This is a genomic window from Rhodanobacter sp. IGA1.0, from assembly GCF_040208325.1.
Taxonomy (GTDB): Bacteria; Pseudomonadota; Gammaproteobacteria; order Xanthomonadales; family Rhodanobacteraceae; genus Rhodanobacter; species Rhodanobacter spathiphylli.
The window spans coordinates 1090970-1111719 of the sequence record NZ_CP157948.1; the positions used below are offsets into that span (position 1 = coordinate 1090970).

The 20750-nt window shown below is 63.9% G+C and carries 33 protein-coding genes; 31 read left to right on the top strand and 2 right to left on the bottom strand.

Translation table 11 applies throughout. The features are described from left to right. Nucleotides 1–17 precede the first annotated feature (17 nt). From tuf to ABNK63_RS04920, 31 genes are all read left to right on the top strand, one after another. Complete coding sequence (gene tuf, locus ABNK63_RS04770) at nucleotides 18–1208, top strand: elongation factor Tu (protein ID WP_350016834.1); 1191 nt, start codon at nucleotides 18–20, stop codon at nucleotides 1206–1208. A gap of 497 nt (nucleotides 1209–1705) precedes the next feature. Continuing rightward, entirely contained in the window at nucleotides 1706–2017 is a 312-nt protein-coding gene (rpsJ, locus tag ABNK63_RS04775) for a 30S ribosomal protein S10 (protein ID WP_007082173.1), read from the top strand. 20 nt (nucleotides 2018–2037) lie between these two features. After that, complete coding sequence (gene rplC, locus ABNK63_RS04780) at nucleotides 2038–2679, top strand: 50S ribosomal protein L3 (RefSeq protein WP_007808204.1); 642 nt, start codon at nucleotides 2038–2040, stop codon at nucleotides 2677–2679. An 11-nt stretch (nucleotides 2680–2690) separates the two neighbouring features. After that, nucleotides 2691–3293: a 50S ribosomal protein L4 gene (gene rplD, locus ABNK63_RS04785; protein ID WP_007808203.1), complete on the top strand. Its 603-nt coding sequence runs from the start codon at nucleotides 2691–2693 to the stop codon at nucleotides 3291–3293. Further along, nucleotides 3290–3583 (top strand): 50S ribosomal protein L23, encoded by a 294-nt coding sequence (gene rplW / locus ABNK63_RS04790; RefSeq protein ID WP_007808202.1) that lies wholly within the window; start codon nucleotides 3290–3292, stop codon nucleotides 3581–3583. Before rplD ends, rplW begins: the two co-directional genes overlap by 4 nt. Nucleotides 3584–3600: 17 nt before the next feature. Further along, the gene (gene rplB / locus ABNK63_RS04795; protein ID WP_007808200.1) at nucleotides 3601–4425 is read left to right on the top strand and encodes a 50S ribosomal protein L2; all 825 of its coding nucleotides are present in this window, start codon (nucleotides 3601–3603) and stop codon (nucleotides 4423–4425) included. Between the two features lie 12 nt (nucleotides 4426–4437). After that, nucleotides 4438–4710 carry a 30S ribosomal protein S19 gene (rpsS, locus tag ABNK63_RS04800; protein ID WP_007082178.1) on the top strand — a complete coding sequence of 91 codons (273 nt, stop codon included), beginning with the start codon at nucleotides 4438–4440 and terminating at the stop codon, nucleotides 4708–4710. Next, a complete protein-coding gene (rplV, locus tag ABNK63_RS04805) occupies nucleotides 4710–5045 on the top strand; it encodes a 50S ribosomal protein L22 (RefSeq protein WP_007513348.1) in 336 nt (111 codons plus the stop codon). The genes rpsS and rplV overlap by 1 nt, the downstream gene beginning before the upstream one ends. Before the next feature lie 15 nt (nucleotides 5046–5060). After that, nucleotides 5061–5813, top strand: a complete 753-nt coding sequence (gene rpsC / locus ABNK63_RS04810) for a 30S ribosomal protein S3 (protein ID WP_007808196.1) — start codon at nucleotides 5061–5063, stop codon at nucleotides 5811–5813. Nucleotides 5814–5824: 11 nt separating this feature from the next. Next, nucleotides 5825–6238 (top strand): 50S ribosomal protein L16, encoded by a 414-nt coding sequence (rplP, locus tag ABNK63_RS04815; RefSeq protein WP_007808195.1) that lies wholly within the window; start codon nucleotides 5825–5827, stop codon nucleotides 6236–6238. Further along, nucleotides 6238–6423, top strand: coding sequence for a 50S ribosomal protein L29 (gene rpmC / locus ABNK63_RS04820; protein WP_007808194.1), 186 nt, complete (start codon nucleotides 6238–6240; stop codon nucleotides 6421–6423). Before rplP ends, rpmC begins: the two co-directional genes overlap by 1 nt. 12 nt (nucleotides 6424–6435) lie before the next feature. Continuing rightward, complete coding sequence (gene rpsQ / locus ABNK63_RS04825) at nucleotides 6436–6711, top strand: 30S ribosomal protein S17 (RefSeq protein WP_007808193.1); 276 nt, start codon at nucleotides 6436–6438, stop codon at nucleotides 6709–6711. A 14-nt stretch (nucleotides 6712–6725) separates the two neighbouring features. Further along, the gene (rplN, locus tag ABNK63_RS04830; protein ID WP_007513359.1) at nucleotides 6726–7094 is read left to right on the top strand and encodes a 50S ribosomal protein L14; all 369 of its coding nucleotides are present in this window, start codon (nucleotides 6726–6728) and stop codon (nucleotides 7092–7094) included. Nucleotides 7095–7107: 13 nt separating this feature from the next. Beyond that, complete coding sequence (rplX, locus tag ABNK63_RS04835) at nucleotides 7108–7422, top strand: 50S ribosomal protein L24 (protein ID WP_007082185.1); 315 nt, start codon at nucleotides 7108–7110, stop codon at nucleotides 7420–7422. 9 nt (nucleotides 7423–7431) lie between these two features. Continuing rightward, entirely contained in the window at nucleotides 7432–7974 is a 543-nt protein-coding gene (gene rplE / locus ABNK63_RS04840; RefSeq protein ID WP_193385070.1) for a 50S ribosomal protein L5, read from the top strand. A gap of 12 nt (nucleotides 7975–7986) precedes the next feature. Further along, nucleotides 7987–8292 (top strand): 30S ribosomal protein S14, encoded by a 306-nt coding sequence (gene rpsN / locus ABNK63_RS04845; RefSeq protein WP_007808191.1) that lies wholly within the window; start codon nucleotides 7987–7989, stop codon nucleotides 8290–8292. A gap of 226 nt (nucleotides 8293–8518) precedes the next feature. Beyond that, nucleotides 8519–8914, top strand: a complete 396-nt coding sequence (gene rpsH, locus ABNK63_RS04850; protein WP_007808190.1) for a 30S ribosomal protein S8 — start codon at nucleotides 8519–8521, stop codon at nucleotides 8912–8914. Nucleotides 8915–8925: 11 nt separating this feature from the next. Next, entirely contained in the window at nucleotides 8926–9453 is a 528-nt protein-coding gene (gene rplF, locus ABNK63_RS04855; RefSeq protein ID WP_007808189.1) for a 50S ribosomal protein L6, read from the top strand. Between the two features lie 101 nt (nucleotides 9454–9554). Further along, nucleotides 9555–9908, top strand: a complete 354-nt coding sequence (rplR, locus tag ABNK63_RS04860) for a 50S ribosomal protein L18 (protein WP_007808188.1) — start codon at nucleotides 9555–9557, stop codon at nucleotides 9906–9908. Between the two features lie 91 nt (nucleotides 9909–9999). After that, nucleotides 10000–10521, top strand: coding sequence for a 30S ribosomal protein S5 (rpsE, locus tag ABNK63_RS04865; protein ID WP_193385068.1), 522 nt, complete (start codon nucleotides 10000–10002; stop codon nucleotides 10519–10521). Next, entirely contained in the window at nucleotides 10514–10714 is a 201-nt protein-coding gene (rpmD, locus tag ABNK63_RS04870; RefSeq protein ID WP_007808186.1) for a 50S ribosomal protein L30, read from the top strand. Before rpsE ends, rpmD begins: the two co-directional genes overlap by 8 nt. 5 nt (nucleotides 10715–10719) lie before the next feature. Then, the gene (gene rplO / locus ABNK63_RS04875; RefSeq protein WP_007808185.1) at nucleotides 10720–11151 is read left to right on the top strand and encodes a 50S ribosomal protein L15; all 432 of its coding nucleotides are present in this window, start codon (nucleotides 10720–10722) and stop codon (nucleotides 11149–11151) included. A 5-nt stretch (nucleotides 11152–11156) separates the two neighbouring features. Continuing rightward, nucleotides 11157–12479: a preprotein translocase subunit SecY gene (secY, locus tag ABNK63_RS04880; protein WP_007808184.1), complete on the top strand. Its 1323-nt coding sequence runs from the start codon at nucleotides 11157–11159 to the stop codon at nucleotides 12477–12479. A gap of 138 nt (nucleotides 12480–12617) precedes the next feature. Beyond that, nucleotides 12618–12974 carry a 30S ribosomal protein S13 gene (gene rpsM, locus ABNK63_RS04885; protein WP_007513382.1) on the top strand — a complete coding sequence of 119 codons (357 nt, stop codon included), beginning with the start codon at nucleotides 12618–12620 and terminating at the stop codon, nucleotides 12972–12974. An 83-nt stretch (nucleotides 12975–13057) separates the two neighbouring features. Next, nucleotides 13058–13444, top strand: coding sequence for a 30S ribosomal protein S11 (rpsK, locus tag ABNK63_RS04890; protein WP_007513384.1), 387 nt, complete (start codon nucleotides 13058–13060; stop codon nucleotides 13442–13444). A gap of 10 nt (nucleotides 13445–13454) precedes the next feature. Further along, on the top strand, nucleotides 13455–14081 hold the full coding sequence (gene rpsD, locus ABNK63_RS04895; protein ID WP_007808182.1) for a 30S ribosomal protein S4: 627 nt from the start codon (nucleotides 13455–13457) through the stop codon (nucleotides 14079–14081). A 15-nt stretch (nucleotides 14082–14096) separates the two neighbouring features. Next, the gene (rpoA, locus tag ABNK63_RS04900) at nucleotides 14097–15095 is read left to right on the top strand and encodes a DNA-directed RNA polymerase subunit alpha (RefSeq protein ID WP_007808180.1); all 999 of its coding nucleotides are present in this window, start codon (nucleotides 14097–14099) and stop codon (nucleotides 15093–15095) included. 316 nt (nucleotides 15096–15411) lie between these two features. Continuing rightward, nucleotides 15412–15795, top strand: coding sequence for a 50S ribosomal protein L17 (gene rplQ, locus ABNK63_RS04905; RefSeq protein ID WP_007808179.1), 384 nt, complete (start codon nucleotides 15412–15414; stop codon nucleotides 15793–15795). Nucleotides 15796–15974: 179 nt separating this feature from the next. After that, on the top strand, nucleotides 15975–16484 hold the full coding sequence (locus tag ABNK63_RS04910) for a disulfide bond formation protein B (protein WP_350016835.1): 510 nt from the start codon (nucleotides 15975–15977) through the stop codon (nucleotides 16482–16484). Nucleotides 16485–16513: 29 nt separating this feature from the next. Then, nucleotides 16514–17896 (top strand): class II 3-deoxy-7-phosphoheptulonate synthase, encoded by a 1383-nt coding sequence (locus ABNK63_RS04915; protein ID WP_350016836.1) that lies wholly within the window; start codon nucleotides 16514–16516, stop codon nucleotides 17894–17896. 100 nt (nucleotides 17897–17996) lie between these two features. Beyond that, complete coding sequence (locus tag ABNK63_RS04920; protein ID WP_350016837.1) at nucleotides 17997–18806, top strand: hypothetical protein; 810 nt, start codon at nucleotides 17997–17999, stop codon at nucleotides 18804–18806. A gap of 8 nt (nucleotides 18807–18814) precedes the next feature. Here the strand turns inward: ABNK63_RS04920 and ABNK63_RS04925 are convergent, their stop codons facing one another. Both ABNK63_RS04925 and ABNK63_RS04930 read right to left on the bottom strand, forming a co-directional pair. Then, nucleotides 18815–19093: a hypothetical protein gene (locus ABNK63_RS04925; protein WP_350016838.1), complete on the bottom strand. Its 279-nt coding sequence runs from the start codon at nucleotides 19091–19093 to the stop codon at nucleotides 18815–18817. Between the two features lie 24 nt (nucleotides 19094–19117). Next, the gene (locus ABNK63_RS04930) at nucleotides 19118–20740 is read right to left on the bottom strand and encodes an amidase (RefSeq protein ID WP_350016839.1); all 1623 of its coding nucleotides are present in this window, start codon (nucleotides 20738–20740) and stop codon (nucleotides 19118–19120) included. Nucleotides 20741–20750: the final 10 nt, after the last annotated feature.

Sequence of the window (20750 nt, forward strand, 5' to 3'; positions counted from 1 at the left end):
TCTCAGAGGTTTGAGTCATGGCAAAGGGTAAATTCGAACGCACCAAGCCGCACGTCAACGTCGGCACGATTGGTCACGTGGACCACGGCAAGACGACGCTGACGGCCGCACTGACGAAGGTCGGGGCGGAACGTTTCGGTGGCGAGTTCAAGGACTACAGCGCGATCGACGCGGCGCCGGAAGAGAAGGCGCGCGGCATCACGATCTCGACCGCCCACGTGGAATACGAGTCGCCGCTGCGCCACTACGCGCACGTGGATTGCCCGGGCCATGCCGACTACGTGAAGAACATGATCACCGGTGCGGCGCAGATGGACGGCGCGATCCTGGTGTGCTCGGCCGCTGACGGCCCGATGCCGCAGACGCGCGAACACATCCTGCTGTCGCGCCAGGTGGGCGTGCCGTACATCGTGGTCTACCTGAACAAGGCGGACATGGTGGACGACGCCGAGCTGCTCGAGCTGGTAGAGATGGAAGTGCGCGAGCTGCTGTCGAAGTACGAGTTCCCGGGCGACGACACCCCGATGATCCACGGTTCGGCCAAGCTGGCGCTGGAAGGCGACCAGAGCGACATCGGCGTGCCGTCGATCATCAAGCTGGTGGACGCGCTGGACAGCTACATCCCGGAGCCGGTGCGCACGATCGACAAGCCGTTCCTGATGCCGGTGGAAGACGTGTTCTCGATCTCGGGCCGCGGCACCGTGGTGACTGGTCGTATCGAGCGCGGCATCATCAAGGTGGGCGACGAAATCGAAGTGGTCGGCATCCGCGACACGCAGAAGACGACCGTCACCGGCGTGGAGATGTTCCGCAAGCTGCTGGACCAGGGTCAGGCGGGCGACAACGCCGGTCTGCTGCTGCGCGGCCTGAAGCGTGACGACGTGGAGCGCGGCCAGGTGCTTGCCAAGCCGGGCACGATCACCCCGCACACCGACTTCGAGGCCGAGGTCTACGTGCTGTCGAAGGACGAGGGTGGCCGTCATACGCCGTTCTTCAAGGGTTACCGTCCGCAGTTCTACTTCCGCACGACCGACGTGACCGGTGCCGTGACCCTGCCGGAAGGCGTGGAGATGGTGATGCCGGGCGACAACGTGAAGATGGTGGTGAGCCTGATCCACCCGATCGCGATGGACGAAGGCCTGCGTTTCGCCATTCGCGAAGGCGGCCGCACCGTCGGCGCCGGCGTGGTGGCCAAAGTCATCAAGTAATACGCTCTTATGAGTAGTCCGGCATGGATGCCGGTTTGATCTTCGCCATCAGGGAGGATGGCTGAAGTAAATTCACGGGACGGGCGGATGCAAATGCCGCTCGCTCCCGGTGCCTTGACCGGCCGGTGAGGCGACGATCTCCGGATCGCGCTGCACCCCTTCACTTGTTGAAGTTTTGTCGGTATACTTGGCAGCTCACTCGTCAGCCAGACATGTTTTGGCTGACCTACCGCGAAATGAGACACAGGATGTGTTTCGAGTTCGCTGGCCGTGGATCGGCCCTCGCAAGTCGACGTGATGACGGGGAGAAGCCTGTCGACACGTCGTTTTGCGCGAGATTCGGATTGTGCCAGGCGAGCGTTCCGTTGCTCGCCTGGCGTTTTTCAGAGGGGTCATGCAGTTCACCGCGCGGCGCCGATGCAGTGGCAAAAGGTAGTGCGGGGCGGTGAGAAGCCGCTTCGTTTCACATTACGTTCTTTAGACAACAGGACACGGTTATGGCGAACCAGAAGATTCGGATTCGGCTGAAAGCGTACGATCATCGACTGATCGACCGCTCCGCCAGCGAGATCGTCGAGACGGCAAAGCGCACGGGTGCCACGGTACTCGGCCCGATTCCGCTTCCGACCAAGATCGAGCGTTACACCATTCTGACGTCGCCGCACGTCGACAAGGATGCACGCGACCAGTACGAGACCCGTACCCACAAGCGTGTGCTCGACATCGTCGACCCGAACGACAAGACCGTGGACGCGCTCATGAAGCTTGATCTCGCCGCTGGCGTCGATGTTCAGATCAAGCTCGGTTGAGCGACAGACAGGATACGAATATGAGTATCGGATTGGTTGGCCGCAAGTGCGGCATGAGCCGGCTCTTCACTGAAGATGGCCGCTCGATTCCGGTGACGCTGATTGAAGCGACGCCGAACCGGGTGACCCAGCTGAAGACGGACGATAACGATGGCTACAGCGCCGTCCAGGTTTCCGCGGGCAGCAAGCGCGCAAACCTCCTGACGCAGCCGCTGAAGGGCCACTACGCGAAGGCGAAGGTCGAGCCGGGTCGTGGCTTGTGGGAATTCCGCGTGTCTGCCGATGACCTCGGCAAGTACGAGGTGGGCGCCGAGATCAAGGCTGACGACGTGTTCACCGTCGGCCAGATCGTCGATGTCGCCGGCGTGTCCAAGGGCAAGGGCTTCCAGGGCACGATCAAGCGCTGGAACTTCAAGATGGGTGATGCCACCCACGGTAACTCGCTGTCGCATCGCGCGCCGGGCTCCATCGGCCAGCGCCAGACTCCGGGCCGCGTGTTCCCGGGCAAGAAGATGTCCGGCCACATGGGTGCGGTCAACCGCACGCAGCAGGGTCTGGAAGTGGTCAAGGTCGACGCCGAGCGTCATCTGATTGCGGTGAAGGGCGCGGTGCCGGGTGCAACCGGTGGCGACGTCATCATCCGCCCGACGACGAAGAGCTGAGGAGAGACGCCATGGAACTCAATGTTATTGGCGCCAAGCCGCTCAGCGTGTCGGACGAAGTGTTCGGCGGCGAGTACAAGAAGGCCCTGGTCCACCAGGTCGTGATCGCCTACCAGGCGGCCGGTCGTGCAGGTACCCAGTCGCAGCTGTCGCGCGGCCAGATGTCCGGCACCACCAAGAAATTCAAGAAGCAGAAGGGCGGTGGCGCCCGTCACGGCGACTATCGCGCTCCGATCTTTGTCGGCGGCGGTCGTGCGTTCGCGGCAAAGCCCCGCAGCTACGAGCAGAAGGTCAACCGCAAGGCTTACCGCGTGGCGATCCGCTCGATCTTCTCCGAGCTGGCCCGTCAGGGTCGCCTGAAGGTCGTCGAGAGCTTCGGCGTCGAGTCCCCGAAGACCTCGTTGATGGTTGCCAAGCTGGCCGAGCTGGAAGTTTCCGGTCGCGTGCTGCTGGTGTCCGAAGACGCCTCCGAGGCAGTGTTTCTGGCTGCCCGCAACATCCCCTACATCCATGTGCTGGATGTGATGGGTCTGAACCCGGTCAGCCTGGTCGGTTCCGACCATGTGGTGATGACGGTTGACGCCGTGAAGAAGGTCGAGGAGTGGCTGGCATGAACAACGAACGCATTCTCGACACGCTGCGCGCGCCGCACATCTCCGAGAAATCGGCGCGTCTCGCCGAGCACAACCAGTACGTATTCGTGGTCGCCCCCACGGCAACCAAGGCCGATGTCCGTTCTGCCGTGGAGAAGCTGTTCGACGTCAAGGTCGAACAGGTGAACCTCGTCAACACCAAGGGCAAGGTCAAAGCCTTTCGTCAACGCGCTGGCAGCCGCCAGGGCAAGCGCAAGGCCTACGTGCGTCTTGCCGATGGCCAGACCATCGACGTCGCCGCCAAGGCCTGAGCCAGGAGTTCTGTGAGATGGCACTAATCAACCACAAGCCGACCTCGCCGGGTCGTCGCGACGCAGTCAGCGTCAAGACGGAAGGCCTGTACAAGGGCGCGCCGTACGCGGCGTTGACCGAGTCGCAGTCCCGCACCGGCGGCCGCAACCACCACGGTCGCATCACCGTGCGTCATCGTGGCGGCGGTCACAAGCAGCATTACCGCATCATCGACTTCAAGCGCGACAAGGAAGGCATCGCCGCCCGCGTCGAGCGCATCGAATACGATCCGAACCGCACCGCGCACATCGCGTTGCTGTGCTACGCCGACGGCGAGCGTCGTTACATCATCGCGCCGAAGGGCGTGCAGGTGGACGACCGCCTGGTGTCCGGTCGTGACGCGCCGATCAAGGCCGGCAACTGCCTGCAGCTGCGCAACATCCCGATGGGCAGCACCATTCACTGCATCGAACTGCGTCCGGGCAAGGGTGCGCAGATCGCCCGCAGCGCCGGCGCCTCCGTGCAGCTGGTGGCCCGTGAGTCCGGCTACGCCACGTTGCGTCTTCGCTCCGGCGAGATGCGTCGCGTCTCGGTCGATTGCCGCGCCACCATCGGCGAAGTCGGCAACGGCGAGCACAGCCTGAAGAAGCTCGGCAAGGCCGGCGCCAAGCGCTGGCTGGGTATTCGCCCGACCGTTCGCGGTGTGGTGATGAACCCGGTCGACCATCCGCACGGTGGTGGTGAAGGCAAGACCTCCGGCGGTCGTCATCCGGTCAGCCCGTGGGGCACGCCGGCCAAGGGTTACAAGACCCGTAACAACAAGCGCACGCAGCAGTTCATCGTGCGTCGTCGTACCAAGTAACAGGAAGCCGACATGCCTCGCTCTTTGAAGAAAGGTCCGTTCGTCGACCTTCACCTCGTAAAGAAGGTGGAAGCTGCGGTTTCCGCCAACAACAAGCGCCCGATCAAGACCTGGTCGCGTCGCTCGATGATCCTGCCGGAAATGGTCGGCTTGACCATCGCCATCCACAACGGCCGTCAGCACGTGCCCGTCCTGATCAACGAGAACATGGTCGGGCACAAGCTCGGCGAGTTCGCGGTGACCCGCACGTTCAAAGGCCATGTCGGCGACAAGAAGGGCAAGTGATGAGCACTGAAGCCAAAGCGATCCTGCGCGGCGCCCGCATTTCGGCGCAAAAGGCACGCCTGGTGGCTGATCTCGTCCGCGGGCTTCCCGTGGGCCGGGCCAGCGACGTGCTCACCTATACCAACAAGAAGGCCGCACACCTTGTCCGCAAGGTGCTGCTGTCGGCCGTCGCCAACGCCGAGAACAATCTCGGTGCCGACGTCGACGAGCTGAAAGTGGCCAGCATCTTCGTCGACGAAGGTCCGGCGATGAAGCGCATGTATGCCCGCGCCAAAGGCCGCGGTTCGCGCATTCTCAAGCGCACCAGCCACATCACTGTGGTTGTTGGTAACTGACCGGGGACATAGACGATGGGTCATAAAGTTCATCCCACCGGTATCCGCCTCGGCATTGCCAAGGACTGGAACTCGAAGTGGTACGCCAACAAGGGCGATTACGCGAAGTATCTCGTGGCCGACATCAAGGTCCGCGACATGCTGAAGAAGAAGCTGGCTGCCGCCGGCATCTCGAAAATCCAGATCGAGCGTCCGGCCAAGACCGCACGCGTGACGATCCACACCGCCCGTCCGGGCGTGGTGATCGGCAAGAAGGGCGAGGATATCGAGAAGCTGCGCAAGGAAGTCAGCGACATGATGGGCGTTCCGACGCACATCAACGTCAATGAAGTGCGCAAGCCCGAGCTGGACGCGCAGCTGGTTGCCGAGTCGATCGCGCAGCAGCTTGAGCGTCGCATCATGTTCCGCCGCGCGATGAAGCGCTCGGTCGGCAACGCGATGCGCCTGGGCGCCCTGGGCATCAAGATCAACGTGTCCGGTCGTCTGAACGGTGCCGAGATCGCCCGTTCCGAGTGGGCTCGCGAAGGTCGTGTGCCGTTGCACACGCTGCGCGCCGACATCGACTACGGCACGGCCGAGGCGAAAACCACCTACGGCATCATCGGCATCAAGGTCTGGGTCTACAAGGGCGAGATCTTCGATCTGGCCGCTGCCAGCCAGGAGTCGAAGGATGAGCCGTCGCAGCCGCGCCGCGAAGGTGGCGAAGGTCGTCGTAACGATTCGCGTCGCGAGGCCGGTGACGGCCGCCGCGAGCGGTCTGCGAAGTAAGGAGAGTTGCCATGTTGCAACCTAAGCGAACCAAATACCGCAAGCAGTTCAAGGGCCGCAACGACGGTCTGGCTCAGTGCTCCAACCTCGTCAGCTTTGGCGAGTATGGCCTGAAGGCGACGACCCACGGCGCGCTCACCGCGCGCCAGATCGAAGCCGCCCGTCGTTGCATCACCCGCTTCGTCAAGCGTGGCGGCAAGTTGTGGATCCGCGTGTTCCCTGACAAGCCGATCACCAAGAAGCCCATCGAAGTCCGCATGGGCGCCGGCAAGGGCAGCGTCGAGTTCTGGGTCGCTCCGATCCAGCCTGGTCGCATGCTTTACGAGATCGAGGGCGTCGACGAGACGACGGCACGCGAGGCGTTCCGCCTGGCCGCCGCCAAGCTCTCGGTGCAGACCCAGTTTGTGACCCGGGCGGTGATGTGATGGCCAGCAAAGATATCAACAACCAGTCGGCCGACGAGCTGAAGCAGCATCTGCTGGACCTGCGCAAGGAGCAGTTCAATCTGCGCATGCAGAAGGGTTCCGGCCAGCTTACCCAGCCGCACCAGCTGCGCCGCGTTCGGCGCGACATCGCCCGCACGAAGTTCGTGCTCGGCAGCAAGAAGTAAGGGACGGCCGACATGAGCGACAACCAGATTCAATCTGACAAGAAGCAGGCGCGTACCCTCGAAGGTCGCGTCACCAGCAACAAGATGGACAAGACGGTTACCGTCCTGGTCGAGCGTCAGGAGCAGCATTGGCTGCTCGGCAAGATCATCCGCCGGTCGACCAAGCTGCATGCGCAGGACGACCTGGGTGCGAACGAGGGTGACCTCGTGCGTATCGCCGAGTGCCGTCCATTGTCCAAGACCAAACATCACCGCGTGGTCGAGATCATCACGCGCGCCAACGTCTAAGGGAGGGTGCAGACATGATCCAGATGCAAAGCACGCTTTCCGCAGCGGACAACAGCGGCGCGAAGGAACTGATGTGCATCAAGGTGCTCGGCGGCTCCAAGCGTCGTTACGCCGCGATCGGTGACGTCATCAAGGTCACCGTCAAGGATGCGATTCCCCGCGGCAAGGTCAAGAAGGGCGAGGTGTACAATGCCGTGGTGGTTCGCACCGCCAAGGGTGTCCGCCGTCCCGATGGTTCGCTGATCCGTTTCGACGGCAATGCAGCGGTCCTCCTCAACAACAAGCTCGAGCCGATCGGCACCCGTATTTTCGGACCGGTCACCCGCGAGCTGCGCAGCGAGAAGTTCATGAAGATCGTCTCGCTTGCGCCCGAAGTGCTCTGAGCGGAGTCAAGATATGAACCGTATCCGCAAGGGTGATCAGGTCCTCGTGATCACCGGCAAGAACAAGGGTCAGCGCGGCGACGTGCTGCGTGTTGCAGGCGAGCGTGTATTCGTCTCCAACGTGAACCTGGTCAAGCGCCACACCAAGCCGAATCCGCAGGCCAATCAGGCCGGTGGCATCGTCGAGCGTGAGGCCTCGATCCATCTCTCCAATGTGCAGCTGTTCAACCCCGCCACGAACAAGGGTGAACGCGTCGGCACCAAAACGCTCGAAGATGGGCGCAAGGTCCGCGTGTTCCGTTCGAATGGCGAGGTCGTGGACGCGTAAGGAATCACGATCATGACCCGCCTCGAAAATTTCTACAAAGAGAAGGTAGTCGCCAAGCTCACCGAGCAGTTCGGCTACCAGAACGTGATGCAGGTTCCCCGCATCACCAAGATCACGCTGAACATGGGCGTGGGCGAAGCTGCCGGCAACAAGAAGATCCTGGAGAACGCCGTGGCCGACATGGCCAAGCTCTCGGGTCAGAAGCCGATCACGACCAAGGCCCGCGTTTCGGTGGCCTCGTTCAAGATCCGCGACGGCTGGCCGATCGGCTGCAAGGTCACCTTGCGTCGCGCCCAGATGTGGGAGTTCATGGATCGCCTGATCAACATCTCGCTGCCGCGCGTGCGCGACTTCCGTGGTGTCTCGGCGAAGGCCTTCGACGGCCGTGGCAACTACAACTTCGGCATCAAGGAACAGATCATCTTCCCTGAGATCGACTTCGACCAGGTTGACGCGCTGCGCGGCATGGATATCTCCATCGCCACCACCGCCAAGACCGACGAAGAGGCGAAAGCCCTGCTGGCAGCGTTCAGCTTCCCGTTCCGCAACTGATAGGCGTTATCCATGGCCAAGACATCAATGGTGAACCGCGATATCAAGCGGACCAAACTCGTCGAGAAGTTCGCCGCCAAGCGCGCCGAGCTCAAGGCGATCGTGCTGAGCCCCAAGGCCTCCTACGAGGAGAAGATGGAAGCTCAGACCAAGCTGCAGAAGCTGCCGCGCGATGCGAGTCCGGTGCGCCAGCGTACCCGTTGCGCGCTGACCGGTCGTCCGCGTGCGGTCTATGCGAAGTTCGGCCTGGGCCGCAACAAGCTGCGTGAAGCGACCATGCGCGGTGACGTGCCGGGTCTGCGCAAGGCCAGCTGGTAACCCAACAACGTTCCGCACTGACATGCGGGCAGATTGCCCGCCTCGTCGTGGCCAGCCGCAACGGTTGTTGCGGTTGCCGGATGCGACTACCGCATCGTTATTCGCCAAAACCTGAAATTGCTGTTATAGTCGGCGGTCTGCGCAACGCAGGCTGGCGTCTTGCCAGCTCACAATCTGATTGATTTCCGGTTTTATCGGATATCGGTGCACTCTGAAGGATGTTTTCATGAGCATGACTGATCCCATCGCCGATCTGTTCACGCGCGTCCGCAATGCCCAGGCCATGGGCAAGCCGACCGTGCGTATGCCGTCGTCGAAACTGAAGGTGGCGATCGCCGACCTTCTCAAGAACGAGGGCTACATCCTCGACGCCAAGACTTCCGCCGAGGAAGGCAAGCCGGTGCTCGAGATCAAGCTCAAGTATTTCGAGGGCCAGCCGGCCATCGAGCGCATCTCCCGTGTCAGCCGCTCCGGCCTGCGTGTGTATCGCGGCAAGGACGAGCTGCCGAAGGTCCTTGGTGGCCTGGGTATCTCGATCATCTCGACTTCCGCTGGTCTGTTGACCGATGCGCAGGCCCGTGCCAAGGGCCTGGGCGGCGAAGTCATCGGCCAAGTGGCATAAGGAGTCTTTCGATGTCACGTGTTGCCAAACAACCCATTTCCCTGCCGAAGGGCGTCGAGCTGACCATCAGCGACGATCAGATCTCGGTGAAAGGCCCGAAGGGCACCCTGTCCGTGCACCATCTGCCGGGCGTCACCGTGGCGGTCGAAAACGGTGTGGCGAACATCAGCCTGGACGAGGGCGCCGACGACAAGTTCGGTGGTACCGCTCGTGCGCTGCTGGCCAACATGGTCACCGGCGTGTCCACCGGCTACGAGCGCAAGCTTGAGCTGGTCGGCGTCGGCTACCGCGTCTCCATGGCCGGCAAGTCGCTGAACCTGAGCCTGGGCTTCTCGCACCCGGTCGTCTTCGATGCGCCGGAAGGCATCAGCATCGAAACCCCGACCCAGACCGAGGTCCTGATCAAGGGCGCGGACAAGCAGGTGGTGGGCCAGGTCGCTGCCAAGATTCGCGGTTTCCGTCCGCCGGAACCCTACAAGGGCAAGGGCGTGCGCTACTCCGGCGAGAAGATCACCCTGAAGGAAGCCAAGAAGGCATAAATGCGCTGTCCCTGCGCGAAGACCGGCCATCCGTGGCCGGACTCTTCACCTGAAGCAGTTACCAGCCATTTCAAGCCGATCCGCTTTCGAGGAATACAGAAATGAACAAGAACGAAAATCGCCTGCGCCGCGCCAAGTCCACGCGTTCGCACATTCGCAAGCTGGCTGTCGCCCGCCTGTCGGTGCATCGCACGGGCCAGCACATTTACGCCCAGGTGTTCGACGCCTCCGGCACGAACGTGGTGGCTGCCGCCTCCACCGTGCAGAAGTCGGTCTCCGAGGGCCTGAAGGGCACCAAGAACCTCGCTGCCGCTGCGGCAGTGGGCAAGGCCGTCGCCGAGCGCGCCATGGCAGCGGGCATCGAGTCGGTCGCGTTCGACCGTTCGGGCTTCCGCTATCACGGTCGCATCAAGGCGCTGGCCGAAGCCGCTCGTGAGGCAGGTCTGAAGTTCTGAGTAGCACCGGGTCGGGTCATCCCGATTGCCACCGCGTCACCTACAACTCCAAGCGGCTCAGCCGCAAGCAAAGTCCCGGTGTTCCGGGCACATGGAAAAGAACATGTCTTCTACCGATCGCGAAAATTCCGACGGCCTGCTGGAAAAGTTGATTGCCGTCAACCGTGTGGCCAAGACCGTCAAGGGCGGCCGCCAGATGAGCTTCACCGCACTGACTGTTGTCGGTGACGGCGAGGGCAAGGTGGGTTTTGGTTATGGCAAGGCGCGTGAAGTGCCGGTGGCCATTTCCAAGGCCATGGAGCGCGCCCGTCGCCAGATGGTCGACATCGAGCTGAACAACGGTACGTTGTGGTACGCCGTCAAGGCGAATCACGGCGCGGCCCGCGTCTACATGCAGCCGGCCTCCGAAGGTACCGGCGTGATCGCCGGCGGCGCCATGCGTGCCGTGCTGGAAGTGGTTGGCGTGAAGAACGTGCTGGCCAAGGCCGTCGGTTCGCGCAACCCGATCAACCTGGTGCGCGCGACGATAAAGGGCCTGCAGGCGGTCGCCTCGCCCAAGAAGATCGCCGCCAAGCGTGGCAAGACCCTGGATGAGGTGTTGGGTAATGGCTAAGAAGAACGAAACCGCCGCCGCCACGGTGCGCGTGCGCCTGGTCAAGGGCCTGCGCGGCGTGCAGGCGCGTCATCGCCTCAGCGTCAAGGCGCTGGGTCTGGGCAAGCTCAATGACGTCCGCGAGTTGAAGGACAGCCCGCAGGTTCGTGGCCTGATCAACACGGTCTACTACCTGGTCCGGGTCGAGGAGTAATCATCATGCGTTTGAATGACATCAAGCCGGCCGCCGGTTCCCGCAAGTCGCGTCTGCGCGTCGCTCGCGGTATCGGCTCGGGCATGGGCAAGACCGCCGGTCGCGGTCACAAGGGTCAGCATGCCCGCGCGGGCGGCACCCACAAGTTCGGTTTCGAAGGCGGCCAGATGCCGCTGAATCGCCGGATGCCGAAGATCGGTTTCCGTTCCAAGAAGCTGGTCGCGAGCCAGGAAGTGTTCCTGTACCAGCTGGCCAACCTCAAGGCTGACGTGATCGACGTCGTCGTGCTGCATCAGGCAGGCCTGATCAACAGCCGTGCGAAGCGGGTCAAGGTCGTCCTCAAGGGTGAAATCGGTCGCGCGGTGAAGCTGTCTGGTCTGCTGGCTACCGCCGGCGCCAAGGCAGCCATCGAGGCGGCCGGCGGCAGCGTGGAGTAAGGCCGGTGGCAGCAGCCAAGGGCAACGCACTCGGCAAGCTCGGCAAACTCACGGAGCTTCGCCAGCGCATCTTCTTCGTGATTGGTGCGCTGGTGGTGTTCCGGCTCGGTTCGTTCATTCCGGTTCCCGGCGTCAACCCCGAGGCGATGACCAGCCTGGTCAGCGGCAACGGCCTTATGGACATGTTCAACATGTTCTCGGGTGGTGCGCTGGCGCGGTTTTCGGTGTTTGCGCTGGGCGTGATCCCGTACATCTCGGCATCCATCGTGTTCCAGATGATGGGCGCGGTCGTGCCAAGCCTGCAGACCTTGCGCAAGGAAGGCGAGTCCGGCAAGCGCAAGATGACCATGTACACGCGCTATGCGACGGTGGCGCTGGCGGCTTTCCAGTCGTTCGGCATCGCGGTGGCATTGCAGGGTCAGGTCGCGGCGGGTGGTGCTCCGGTCGTCTATACGCCTGGTTTCGGTTTCGTCCTGTCGTCGGTGGTGGGTCTGACCGCCGGCACGATGTTCCTGATGTGGCTGGGCGAGCAGATGACCGAGCGCGGTGTCGGCAACGGCATTTCGCTGCTGATCTTCGCCGGCATCGTGGCCGGTCTGCCTGGGGCGGTGGTGCATACCCTGGGCATGGCCAGCAACGGCGAGCTGTCGTTGATCAAGCTGTTGATGGTGTTCGGCCTGGCGCTGGCGGTGACCGCCTTCGTGGTGTTCATGGAGCGGGCGCAGCGGCGGATCACGGTGAACTACGCACGGCGGTCCGGTGGGCAGAAGGCCTACATGAACCAGAGCTCGAATCTGCCGCTGAAGATCAACATGGCGGGCGTGATCCCGCCGATCTTCGCCTCGAGTCTGCTGATGTTCCCGGCGACCGCGGTGAGCTGGTTCAGCACCGGCCAGCAGTCGCGCTGGGTGCAGGATCTGGTGCAGGCCCTGAGCCCCGGCAATCCGCTGTACGAAATCGTGTTTTCGGTACTGGTGATCGGTTTTGCGTTCTTTTACACCGCGATCGTTTTCAACGCGGACGAGACCGCCGACAACCTCAAGCGATCGGGTGCCCTGATTCCGGGTATCCGCCCGGGCAAGGGAACGGCCAACTACATTGATGCGGTGATGACTCGTCTGACCGGTGTCGGTGCGTTGTATCTGGTGCTGGTGTGTCTGGTGCCGTCGTTCATGCAGAGCGCCTGGCATGTTCCGTTCTATTTCGGTGGCACGTCGCTGCTGATCGTGGTGGTGGTGGTGATGGACTTTACCTCTCAGGTGCAGGCGCACCTAGTCAGTCACCAGTACGAAAGTCTGCTCAAGAAGGCCAATCTTCGTCGCAACTAGTGGCTGCTGGTGTGGACGCGGTTTTGGTCAAAGGTAGGAAGCTGGCGGCGCCCCGGTGCCGCAGGGCTTTCCAGTCAGGGTAATTCAGGTTAAAATTGCGCGTTTACCGCGCACGAAACGCATCGGAGAAAGTACATCATGGCGCGCATCGCGGGTGTCAATTTGCCGGTCCAGAAGCATGTCTGGGTTGGTCTGCAGAGCATTTACGGTATCGGCCGCAGCCGAGCCAGGAAGGTCTGCGTGGATGCTGGCGTGGTTCCGACCACCCAGATCAAGTCCCTCAGTGAAGGCGAGGTGGAGAAGATCCGCCACGAGATCGCCAAGTACACCGTCGAGGGCGATCTTCGCCGCGAGGTGGGCATGGCCATCAAGCGTCTGATGGACCTGGGTTGCTACCGTGGCCTGCGCCACCGTCGTGGCCTGCCGGTGCGCGGTCAGCGCACGCGTACCAACGCACGTACCCGCAAGGGTCCGCGTCGCGCGATCAAGAAGTAATTGAACAGTGCGATCATTCCTGATCGCGACGATCAAAAAGCGGCCTTGCATGGTCGCACTGATTACTAAGAGCCTCAAAAATTATGGCTAAGCCGGTTAAAACCAAGAAGAAGATCAAGCGCGTTGTCACGGATGCCGTGGCCCACGTGCAGGCCTCCTTCAACAACACCATCGTGACCATCACCGATCGCCAGGGCAATGCCTTGTCGTGGGCTACTGCCGGCGGCGCCGGTTTCCGTGGCTCGCGCAAGTCGACCCCGTTCGCAGCGCAGGTTGCCGCCGAAAAGGCTGGCCGCGCTGCCGGCGACTACGGCGTGAAGACGGTGGAAGTGCGCATCAAGGGCCCCGGCCCGGGCCGCGAGTCGGCGGTGCGTTCGCTGAACGCGTTGGGCTACAAGGTGCTCAACATCATCGACGTCACGCCGATTCCGCACAACGGCTGCCGTCCCCCCAAGAAGCGTCGAGTCTAAGGAGTAACCCATGGCCCGTTATCGTGGAGCTACCTGCAAACTCGCCCGTCGCGAGGGAGCGGATCTCAGTCTGAAGAGCCCGGCGCGCGCGCTGGATTCCAAGTGCAAGCTGGAAAACAAGCCCGGCCAGCATGGTGCGAACAAGCGCATGCGCATGTCCGACTATGCCGTGCAGTTGCGTGAGAAGCAGAAGGTCAAGCGCATCTACGGCGTGCTTGAGCGCCAATTCAGCAACTACTACACCAAGGCGTCGACGACCAAGGGCAACACCGGTGAAAACCTGTTGCGCCTGCTCGAGAGCCGCTTGGACAACGTCGTCTACCGCATGGGCTTCGCGGTCACCCGCGCCCAGGCCCGCCAGCTGGTTGCCCACAAGGCGATCCTGGTCAACGGCAAGAAGGTGAACATTCCTTCCTACCAGGTTCGTCCCGGCGACGCGATCGCGCTGACCGAGAAGGGTCGCACGCAGCTTCGTGTACAGGAAGCCGCGACCGTGTTCGACACCATGGATCTGCGTCCGATCTGGGTCGAAGTCGACGCCAAGAAGTTCGAAGGCACGTTCAAGTCGGTGCCGGATCGCGGTGATCTGCCGTCCGACATCAATGAAGCATTGATCGTCGAGCTTTACTCGAAGTAATTACCGGAGTTCTGCATGGCAGTTTCGTCAACTAGCGTGCTGCGGCCTCGTGGCCTCAGCGTCGAACAGCTCGGAGCCAACCGCGCCAAGGTGGTGGTCGAGCCGCTCGAGCGTGGCTTTGGCCATACCCTGGGCAACGCGCTGCGTCGCGTGCTGCTCTCGTCGATCCCTGGCAGCGCCATCGTCGAGGTTGAGATCGATGGCGTGCTGCATGAATACACCACCCTGGAAGGCCTGCAGGAGGACGTGATCGAAGTCCTGCTCAACCTGAAGGACGTGGCGATTCGTCAGCACACGGGTGATGAAGTCACCCTGACCCTGTCCAAGAAGGGCAAGGGCGTGGTCACGGCCGGCGACATCGTCGTCGACCACTCGGTGGAAATCATCAACCCCGAGCACGTGATCTGCCACCTGACCAAGGACATCGCGCTCAACATGCGCCTGAAGGTGCGTCGCGGCGTCGGCTATCAGCCGGCCAGCCAGCGCCAGCATCCGGATGACGAGGCGCGCCCGATCGGTCGCCTGCAGCTGGATGCGTCGTTCGCGCCGGTGCTCCGCGTGGCTTACGAAGTGGACGCCGCTCGTGTCGAGCAGCGCACCAACCTCGACAAGCTGGTGCTGGACATCGAGACCAACGGCACCATCGGTGCGGAAGACGCGGTGCGCAAGGCCGCCGAGATCATCAACGACCAGCTGTCCGTGTTCGGTGACTTCTCGCGTCGCGAGAGCGCCACCGACAAGGCCGAGAAGAGCGGTTTCGATCCGCTGCTGCTGCGTCCGATCGACGATCTGGAGCTGACCGTGCGTTCGGCGAACTGCCTGAAGGCCGAGAGCATCTACTACATCGGCGACCTAGTGCAGAAGACCGAAGTCGAGCTGCTGAAGACGCCGAACCTGGGCAAGAAGTCGCTGACGGAAATCAAGGACGTGCTGGGCGGGCGTGGGCTCGCGCTGGGCATGAAGCTCGAGAACTGGCCGCCGCCGGGTCTGTCGCACGGCATGCAGTTGGGTTGATCGTCGATTCGCGATCATTCGTGATCGCGTGCGATGCCGGTGTACTGGCGGGTTCGAGTCTCGGCTCATCCCGCCAGGCGCCACCAGCGGCCTTCATGGTCGCATTGTTTTTTTGGCGATCCCGTTTGATTGCCGGTCATTGCGCTTGGCGAGCACGGTTCTGCGTGCTGCGCCGGTCGCCAGAGGCGGTCGTCCATGACGACCGTGCTTTCGAACAAGAGCCCGGTTCAAAAAGGCTCCTCATAGCGGGTAACCGCGGGAATCCGGACATGCGTGCCGGCTTTTCATAACAACAGACCTTCAAGAGTATCCAGTCATGCGCCATCAAAAATCCGGACGCAAACTCAATCGCACCAGTTCGCATCGCGAAGCGATGTTCAAGAACATGGCGTCGTCGCTGATCAAGCACGAGCTGATCCGCACCACCCTGCCCAAGGCGAAGGAACTTCGTCGCGTGGCCGAGCCGCTGATCACGCTGGGCAAGGTCGATGGCGTCGCCAACCGTCGTCTCGCTTTCTCGCGCCTGCGCGACAAGGAAGCGGTCGGCAAGCTGTTTGTCGAGCTGGGGCCGCGCTACAAGGAGCGTCCCGGTGGTTACCTGCGCATCCTCAAGTGCGGCTTCCGCGCCGGCGACAACGCGCCGATGGCGTATGTCGAGCTGGTCGGCCGTCCGCAGGTCGAGGCCGTCGACGCCGAGTAAGCCGCCCCGGCTGAGCAGCCGTGGCATGCAAAGTGAAAACCCGGCCGGGCAACCTGCCGGGTTTTTTTTTGTGCGATCCGGTCGGGTGCGCATGCGCTTTTGCGCCAAATGCCGGGGACAGGCTGACAGCGCACCGGCGAACCGGTAATGTCACGGGTTCCGCAACGCAACAATCCGCCATGAATCCATTCCGCTGGTCGTATCGCCTCACTTTCTTCGTCGGCTTCCTGGTCTGCGCGGCGCTGCTGGCGTTTGCCCTGTACGCCGAGTACGGGCTGGGCATGACGCCGTGCCCGCTGTGCATCTTCCAGCGCATCGCCTTCCTGGTGATGGCCTTGTTCTTCCTGCTAGGCGCCATCCACGCGCCGAAGGGCAGGGCGCGCTGGGCATACACGGGGCTGGTGCTGGCGGGCGCCGTGGGCGGCATCGCCACCGCCGGTCGCCATCTGTGGCTGCAGAGCCTGCCGGCTGACCAGGTGCCCTCCTGCGGCCCCGGCCTGGGCTACATGCTGGATGCGTTTCCGTTCGCCAAGATGCTGAAGCTGGTGTTCACCGGTTCGGGCGAGTGCGCCAAGGTGGAGCCGATCCTGGGCTTGCCGATGCCGGCCTGGACCCTGTTGTGGTTCGTGTTGCTGGCCGTGCTGGCGGTCGTCGCCACCCGTCGGCGTCGGGTGACGTCGTCCAGGTGAATGCTCTTGTCGCCCCTGAAGGCCATGCCATGAATCCCGTCGTGTCTGATGTCCACATCCCGGATCACTGGGCCCCTGATTCCTGGCAGCAGCGCGTGGCCCTGCAGCAGCCACAGTACGACGATGCGGCCGAGCTGGCCGCTGCCGGCGCCCACCTTGCGCAGTTGCCGCCGCTGGTGACTTCGTGGGAGGTGCTGGCGCTGAAGCAGTCGCTGGCCGAGGCGCAGGAAGGTCGGCGTTTCCTGCTGCAGGGCGGTGATTGCGCGGAGAGCTTCGCCGACTGCACCAGTCCGGTGATCTCGAACCGGCTGAAGGTGCTGTTGCAGATGAGCCTGGTGCTGGTGCACGGGTTGAAGAAGCCGGTGCTGCGCGTGGGCCGTTTTGCCGGCCAGTACGCGAAGCCGCGTTCGACCGACATGGAAACCCGCGACGGCGTGAGCCTGCCGAGTTTCCGCGGCGACGTGGTCAACGGCCCGGAATTCACGGCCGCGGCGCGTCGGCCCGATCCGCAGCGGCTGATCACGGCGCATGCGCATTCGGCGCTGACCATGAACTTCGTGCGGGCCCTGATCGACGGCGGCTTCGCCGATCTGCACCACCCGGAATACTGGGACTTGGCCTGGGTCGAGCATTCCCCGCTGGCCGCCGAGTATCGGCAGATGGTCGCCGGCATCGGCGATTCGCTGCGCTTCATGGAGACTCTGGCCGGTCCGATCGCGGGCTTCTCCAAGGTGGATTTCTTCACCTCGCACGAAGCGCTGCTGCTGCATTACGAACAGGCGCTGACCCGCCAGGTGCCGCGCCATCCCGGCTTCTTCAACCTGTCCACCCACTTCCCGTGGATCGGCATGCGCACTGCCGCGCTGGATGGGGCCCACGTGGAGTATTTCCGCGGCATCCGCAATCCGGTCGCGGTCAAGGTCGGTCCCTCGGTGACCCCGGAGCAGTTGCTGCCGCTGATCGACGCGCTGAACCCGCACGACGAGCCGGGCCGGCTGACCCTGATCCATCGCATGGGCAACGCGAAGATCGCCGCCGCGCTGCCGCCGCTGCTGGAAGCGGTGAAGCGTGAAGGTCGCCGCGTGCTGTGGGTGGCCGATCCGATGCACGGCAACACCGAGAGCACCTCGAACGGCCACAAGACCCGGCGTTTCGACAACATCCGCGGCGAACTGGAGCAGGCCTTCGACCTCCATGCGGCGGCCGGCACCCGGCTGGGCGGCGTGCACCTGGAGCTGACCGGTGAAGACGTCACCGAATGCATGGGCGGCGCCCGCGACCTGTCCGAGAGCGACCTCGATCGGGCCTACAAGTCGATGGTCGATCCGCGTCTGAACTACGAGCAGTCGCTGGAACTGGCGATGCTGATCGTGCGCAAGTCGGCCGGTTCCTCCGTGCACGCCGACGCTTGAGCGCCTGACAGTTGTCATGGCGCGGAACTGGCAGTCTGCACTGAAGAGCGTCTTCCGAACGCGCGAATAATGCCTCCAGCGAACAACGGAGGCGCGAGCGATGAGCGAATCCATGGGCACCACCCCGCGAGTCGATCCCTGGACGCTGGCCGGCCTGGCGCTGCTGCTGTTGCCGCTGCTGACCATGGCGCACGAGCTGGGCGGCCACGCGCTCACCTGCGTCGCCAGCGGGCATCTGCCCAGCCAGCTTGGCGCGTACTACATCGAATGCCCCGGCACCGGTCCCTGGGCACGACGCCTGGTGGCAATGGCCGGCACCGGCATGGACGTGCTGCTGGCCGTGTTGGCGCTGCTCGGCTGGCATCGCGTGCGGCGGCCGCTGCCGCGGCTGGTGCTGTGGATCGTGTTCACCGTGAAGGGCATGGTGGCCGCCGGTTACTGGATGTTTTCCGGCGTCTCCAACCTGGGCGACTGGGGCCCCGCTGCCGGTGGCGGCATCGGTCCGCTGCCGTGGCCCTGGCTGTGGCGCGCAGTGATGTTCGCGATCGGTCTGGCCGTCTATATCGGCGTCGTGAAGCAGTCGATCCGGATGCTGCGGGCGATGCTCGGTGGCGGCGACGTGGCCGGTCGCACGCAGTGGCGCATCGCCATGGCGATCTACCTGATCGGCGGCGTGTCGGCGGTGCTGGTCAGCCTGTTCAATCCGCTGGGCATCGTGATCACCCTGATGTCGGCGGTCGCCTCGTCGTTCGGCGGCACCGCGGGCCTTTTCAACGTCGCCTGTGCGAAGCCCTGCGACGAGCCGCCGCGGGGATTCGTGATCGACCGGAGCTACGCCATCTTCGTGGCTGGTGTGCTGATGACGCTGGCCTTCGCGGCGGTGCTGGGGCCGACGGTCTACCTGCGCTGAGGGATAGGTCAGTCCACCGTCTCCAGCGACGGCTCCCGTTCGCCGACGTGACCTTGGTCCGGCCGCGGGAAGTGGTACCACTGCGCGTGTGGCGAGGCCCGCCGGCACGACAGGCACTGGGTCACTTCCCAGTAGTGCCCGCAGCCGGGGCAGCAGCCTGCCGTCCAGATCGTGTTCCACAAGGTGCCGCAGCCCGAGCCGGGTTCGCGCGAGGTGCAGCACCACCGGCTGTCCGGCCGCGGCTCCCACGCGCAATGCGGACAGTGGATGTGCGGTTGGTGTTCCATCGGTCGCGACTCCGGGCCGGCGCTTCAGCGGCCCGGCAGCACCGGTTTGCCTTCCACGGTGTCGAGGAACCGCGGCGGCTGCCAGGCTTGTGCATGCTGTTCGAAACCATAGGCGATCGCGATCAGCGTCGGTTCGCTCCACTGCGCACCGAACAGCACGATGCCGACGGGCAGGCCGTGGGCGAAGCCTGCCGGCACGGTGATCGACGGATAGCCCGAGACGGCCGCCGGCTGCGAGGCACCGCCCACGGTCGGGTCGCCGCTGACGATGTGGTCACCCAGCACCGGATCGGTCATGAAGGCCGGCCCCCACGACGGCGCCAGCAAGGCATCCAGGTGCTGCGACTTCAGCGCTGCGTCGATGCCTTGCGGGCCGGACAGCCGCTTCGCCCGGGCCAGCGCATCGGTATATGCCTTGTCGCCGAGCGGGCCCTTCTCTTCCGCCTGTTCGAACAGCTCCTGGCCGAACCACGGCATTTCCTCGCTGGCGTGCGTGCGGTTGAACGCGATCAGGTCGGCCAGCGTCTTCACGCTGAGGCCTTGCCGGGTGGCGAGGTAGGCATTGATGTCGTGCTTGAAGTCGTACAGCAGCACGGTGATTTCCGGATCGCCGAGCTCGGCCAGGTGCGGCAGCTTCACCGGGTCGACGATGATCGCGCCCTGCGCCTTCATCAACGCGATCGACTTTTCGAGCACGCGATCGGCATTCGGCTCGGCCCCGGCCAGCTGGCGCACCACGCCGATGCGCTTGCCCTTCAAGCCGTTCGGATCGAGGAACTTCGTGTAGTCGGTGGCGTGCCTGTCTGCGTCGCGGGTGGCCGGGTCGCGCGGGTCGCTGCCGGCGATCACCGAGAGCAGGGCCGCGGCGTCCGCCACGCTGCGCGCCATCGGGCCGGCGGTGTCCTGGCTGTGGCTGATCGGCACGATGCCGCTGCGGCTGACCAGGCCCAGGGTCGGCTTGATGCCCACGATGCCGTTCATCGCCGCGGGGCAGATGATTGAACCGTCGGTCTCGCTGCCGATCGCCACCGTGGTCAGCCCGGCCGCCACCGCCGCCGCGGAGCCGGCGCTGGAACCGCAGGGATTGCGGTCCAGCACGTAGGGATTCTTCGTCTGCCCGCCGCGGGCGCTCCAGCCGCTGCTGGCGTGGTTGGAACGGAAGTTCGCCCACTCGCTGAGGTTGGTCTTGCCCAGGATCAGCGCGCCGCCCTTGCGCAGCCGTTCGACCAGGCCGGCGTCGTGGGGCGCGGGTGCGCCGGCCAGCGCCAGCGAGCCGGCCGTGGTCAGCATGCGGTCGCCGGTGTCGATGTTGTCCTTGAGCAACACCGGAATGCCGTACAGCGGGCCGCGTTCGTCACCAGCACCGCGGGCCGCGTCCAGCGCGCCGGCCAGTTGCAGCGCATCCGGATTGGTCTCGATCACCGCGTGCAGGCTCGGGCCGGCGCGATCGATCCGTTCGATCCGTTGCAGCAACTGGCCCGTCAACTGGCGGCTGTCCAGCGTGCCGGCCTGCATGCGCTGCTGCAGCTGATCGATCGAGGCGTAGGCGGTGTCGGCAGGCGGTGTCGCCGGAACTTCCGCGGCCAGCGCAGGACCGGCGAGCATGGCGGTGACGAGCGTGGCGAGATGGACGGCTGAACGATTCACGGTAACCCCC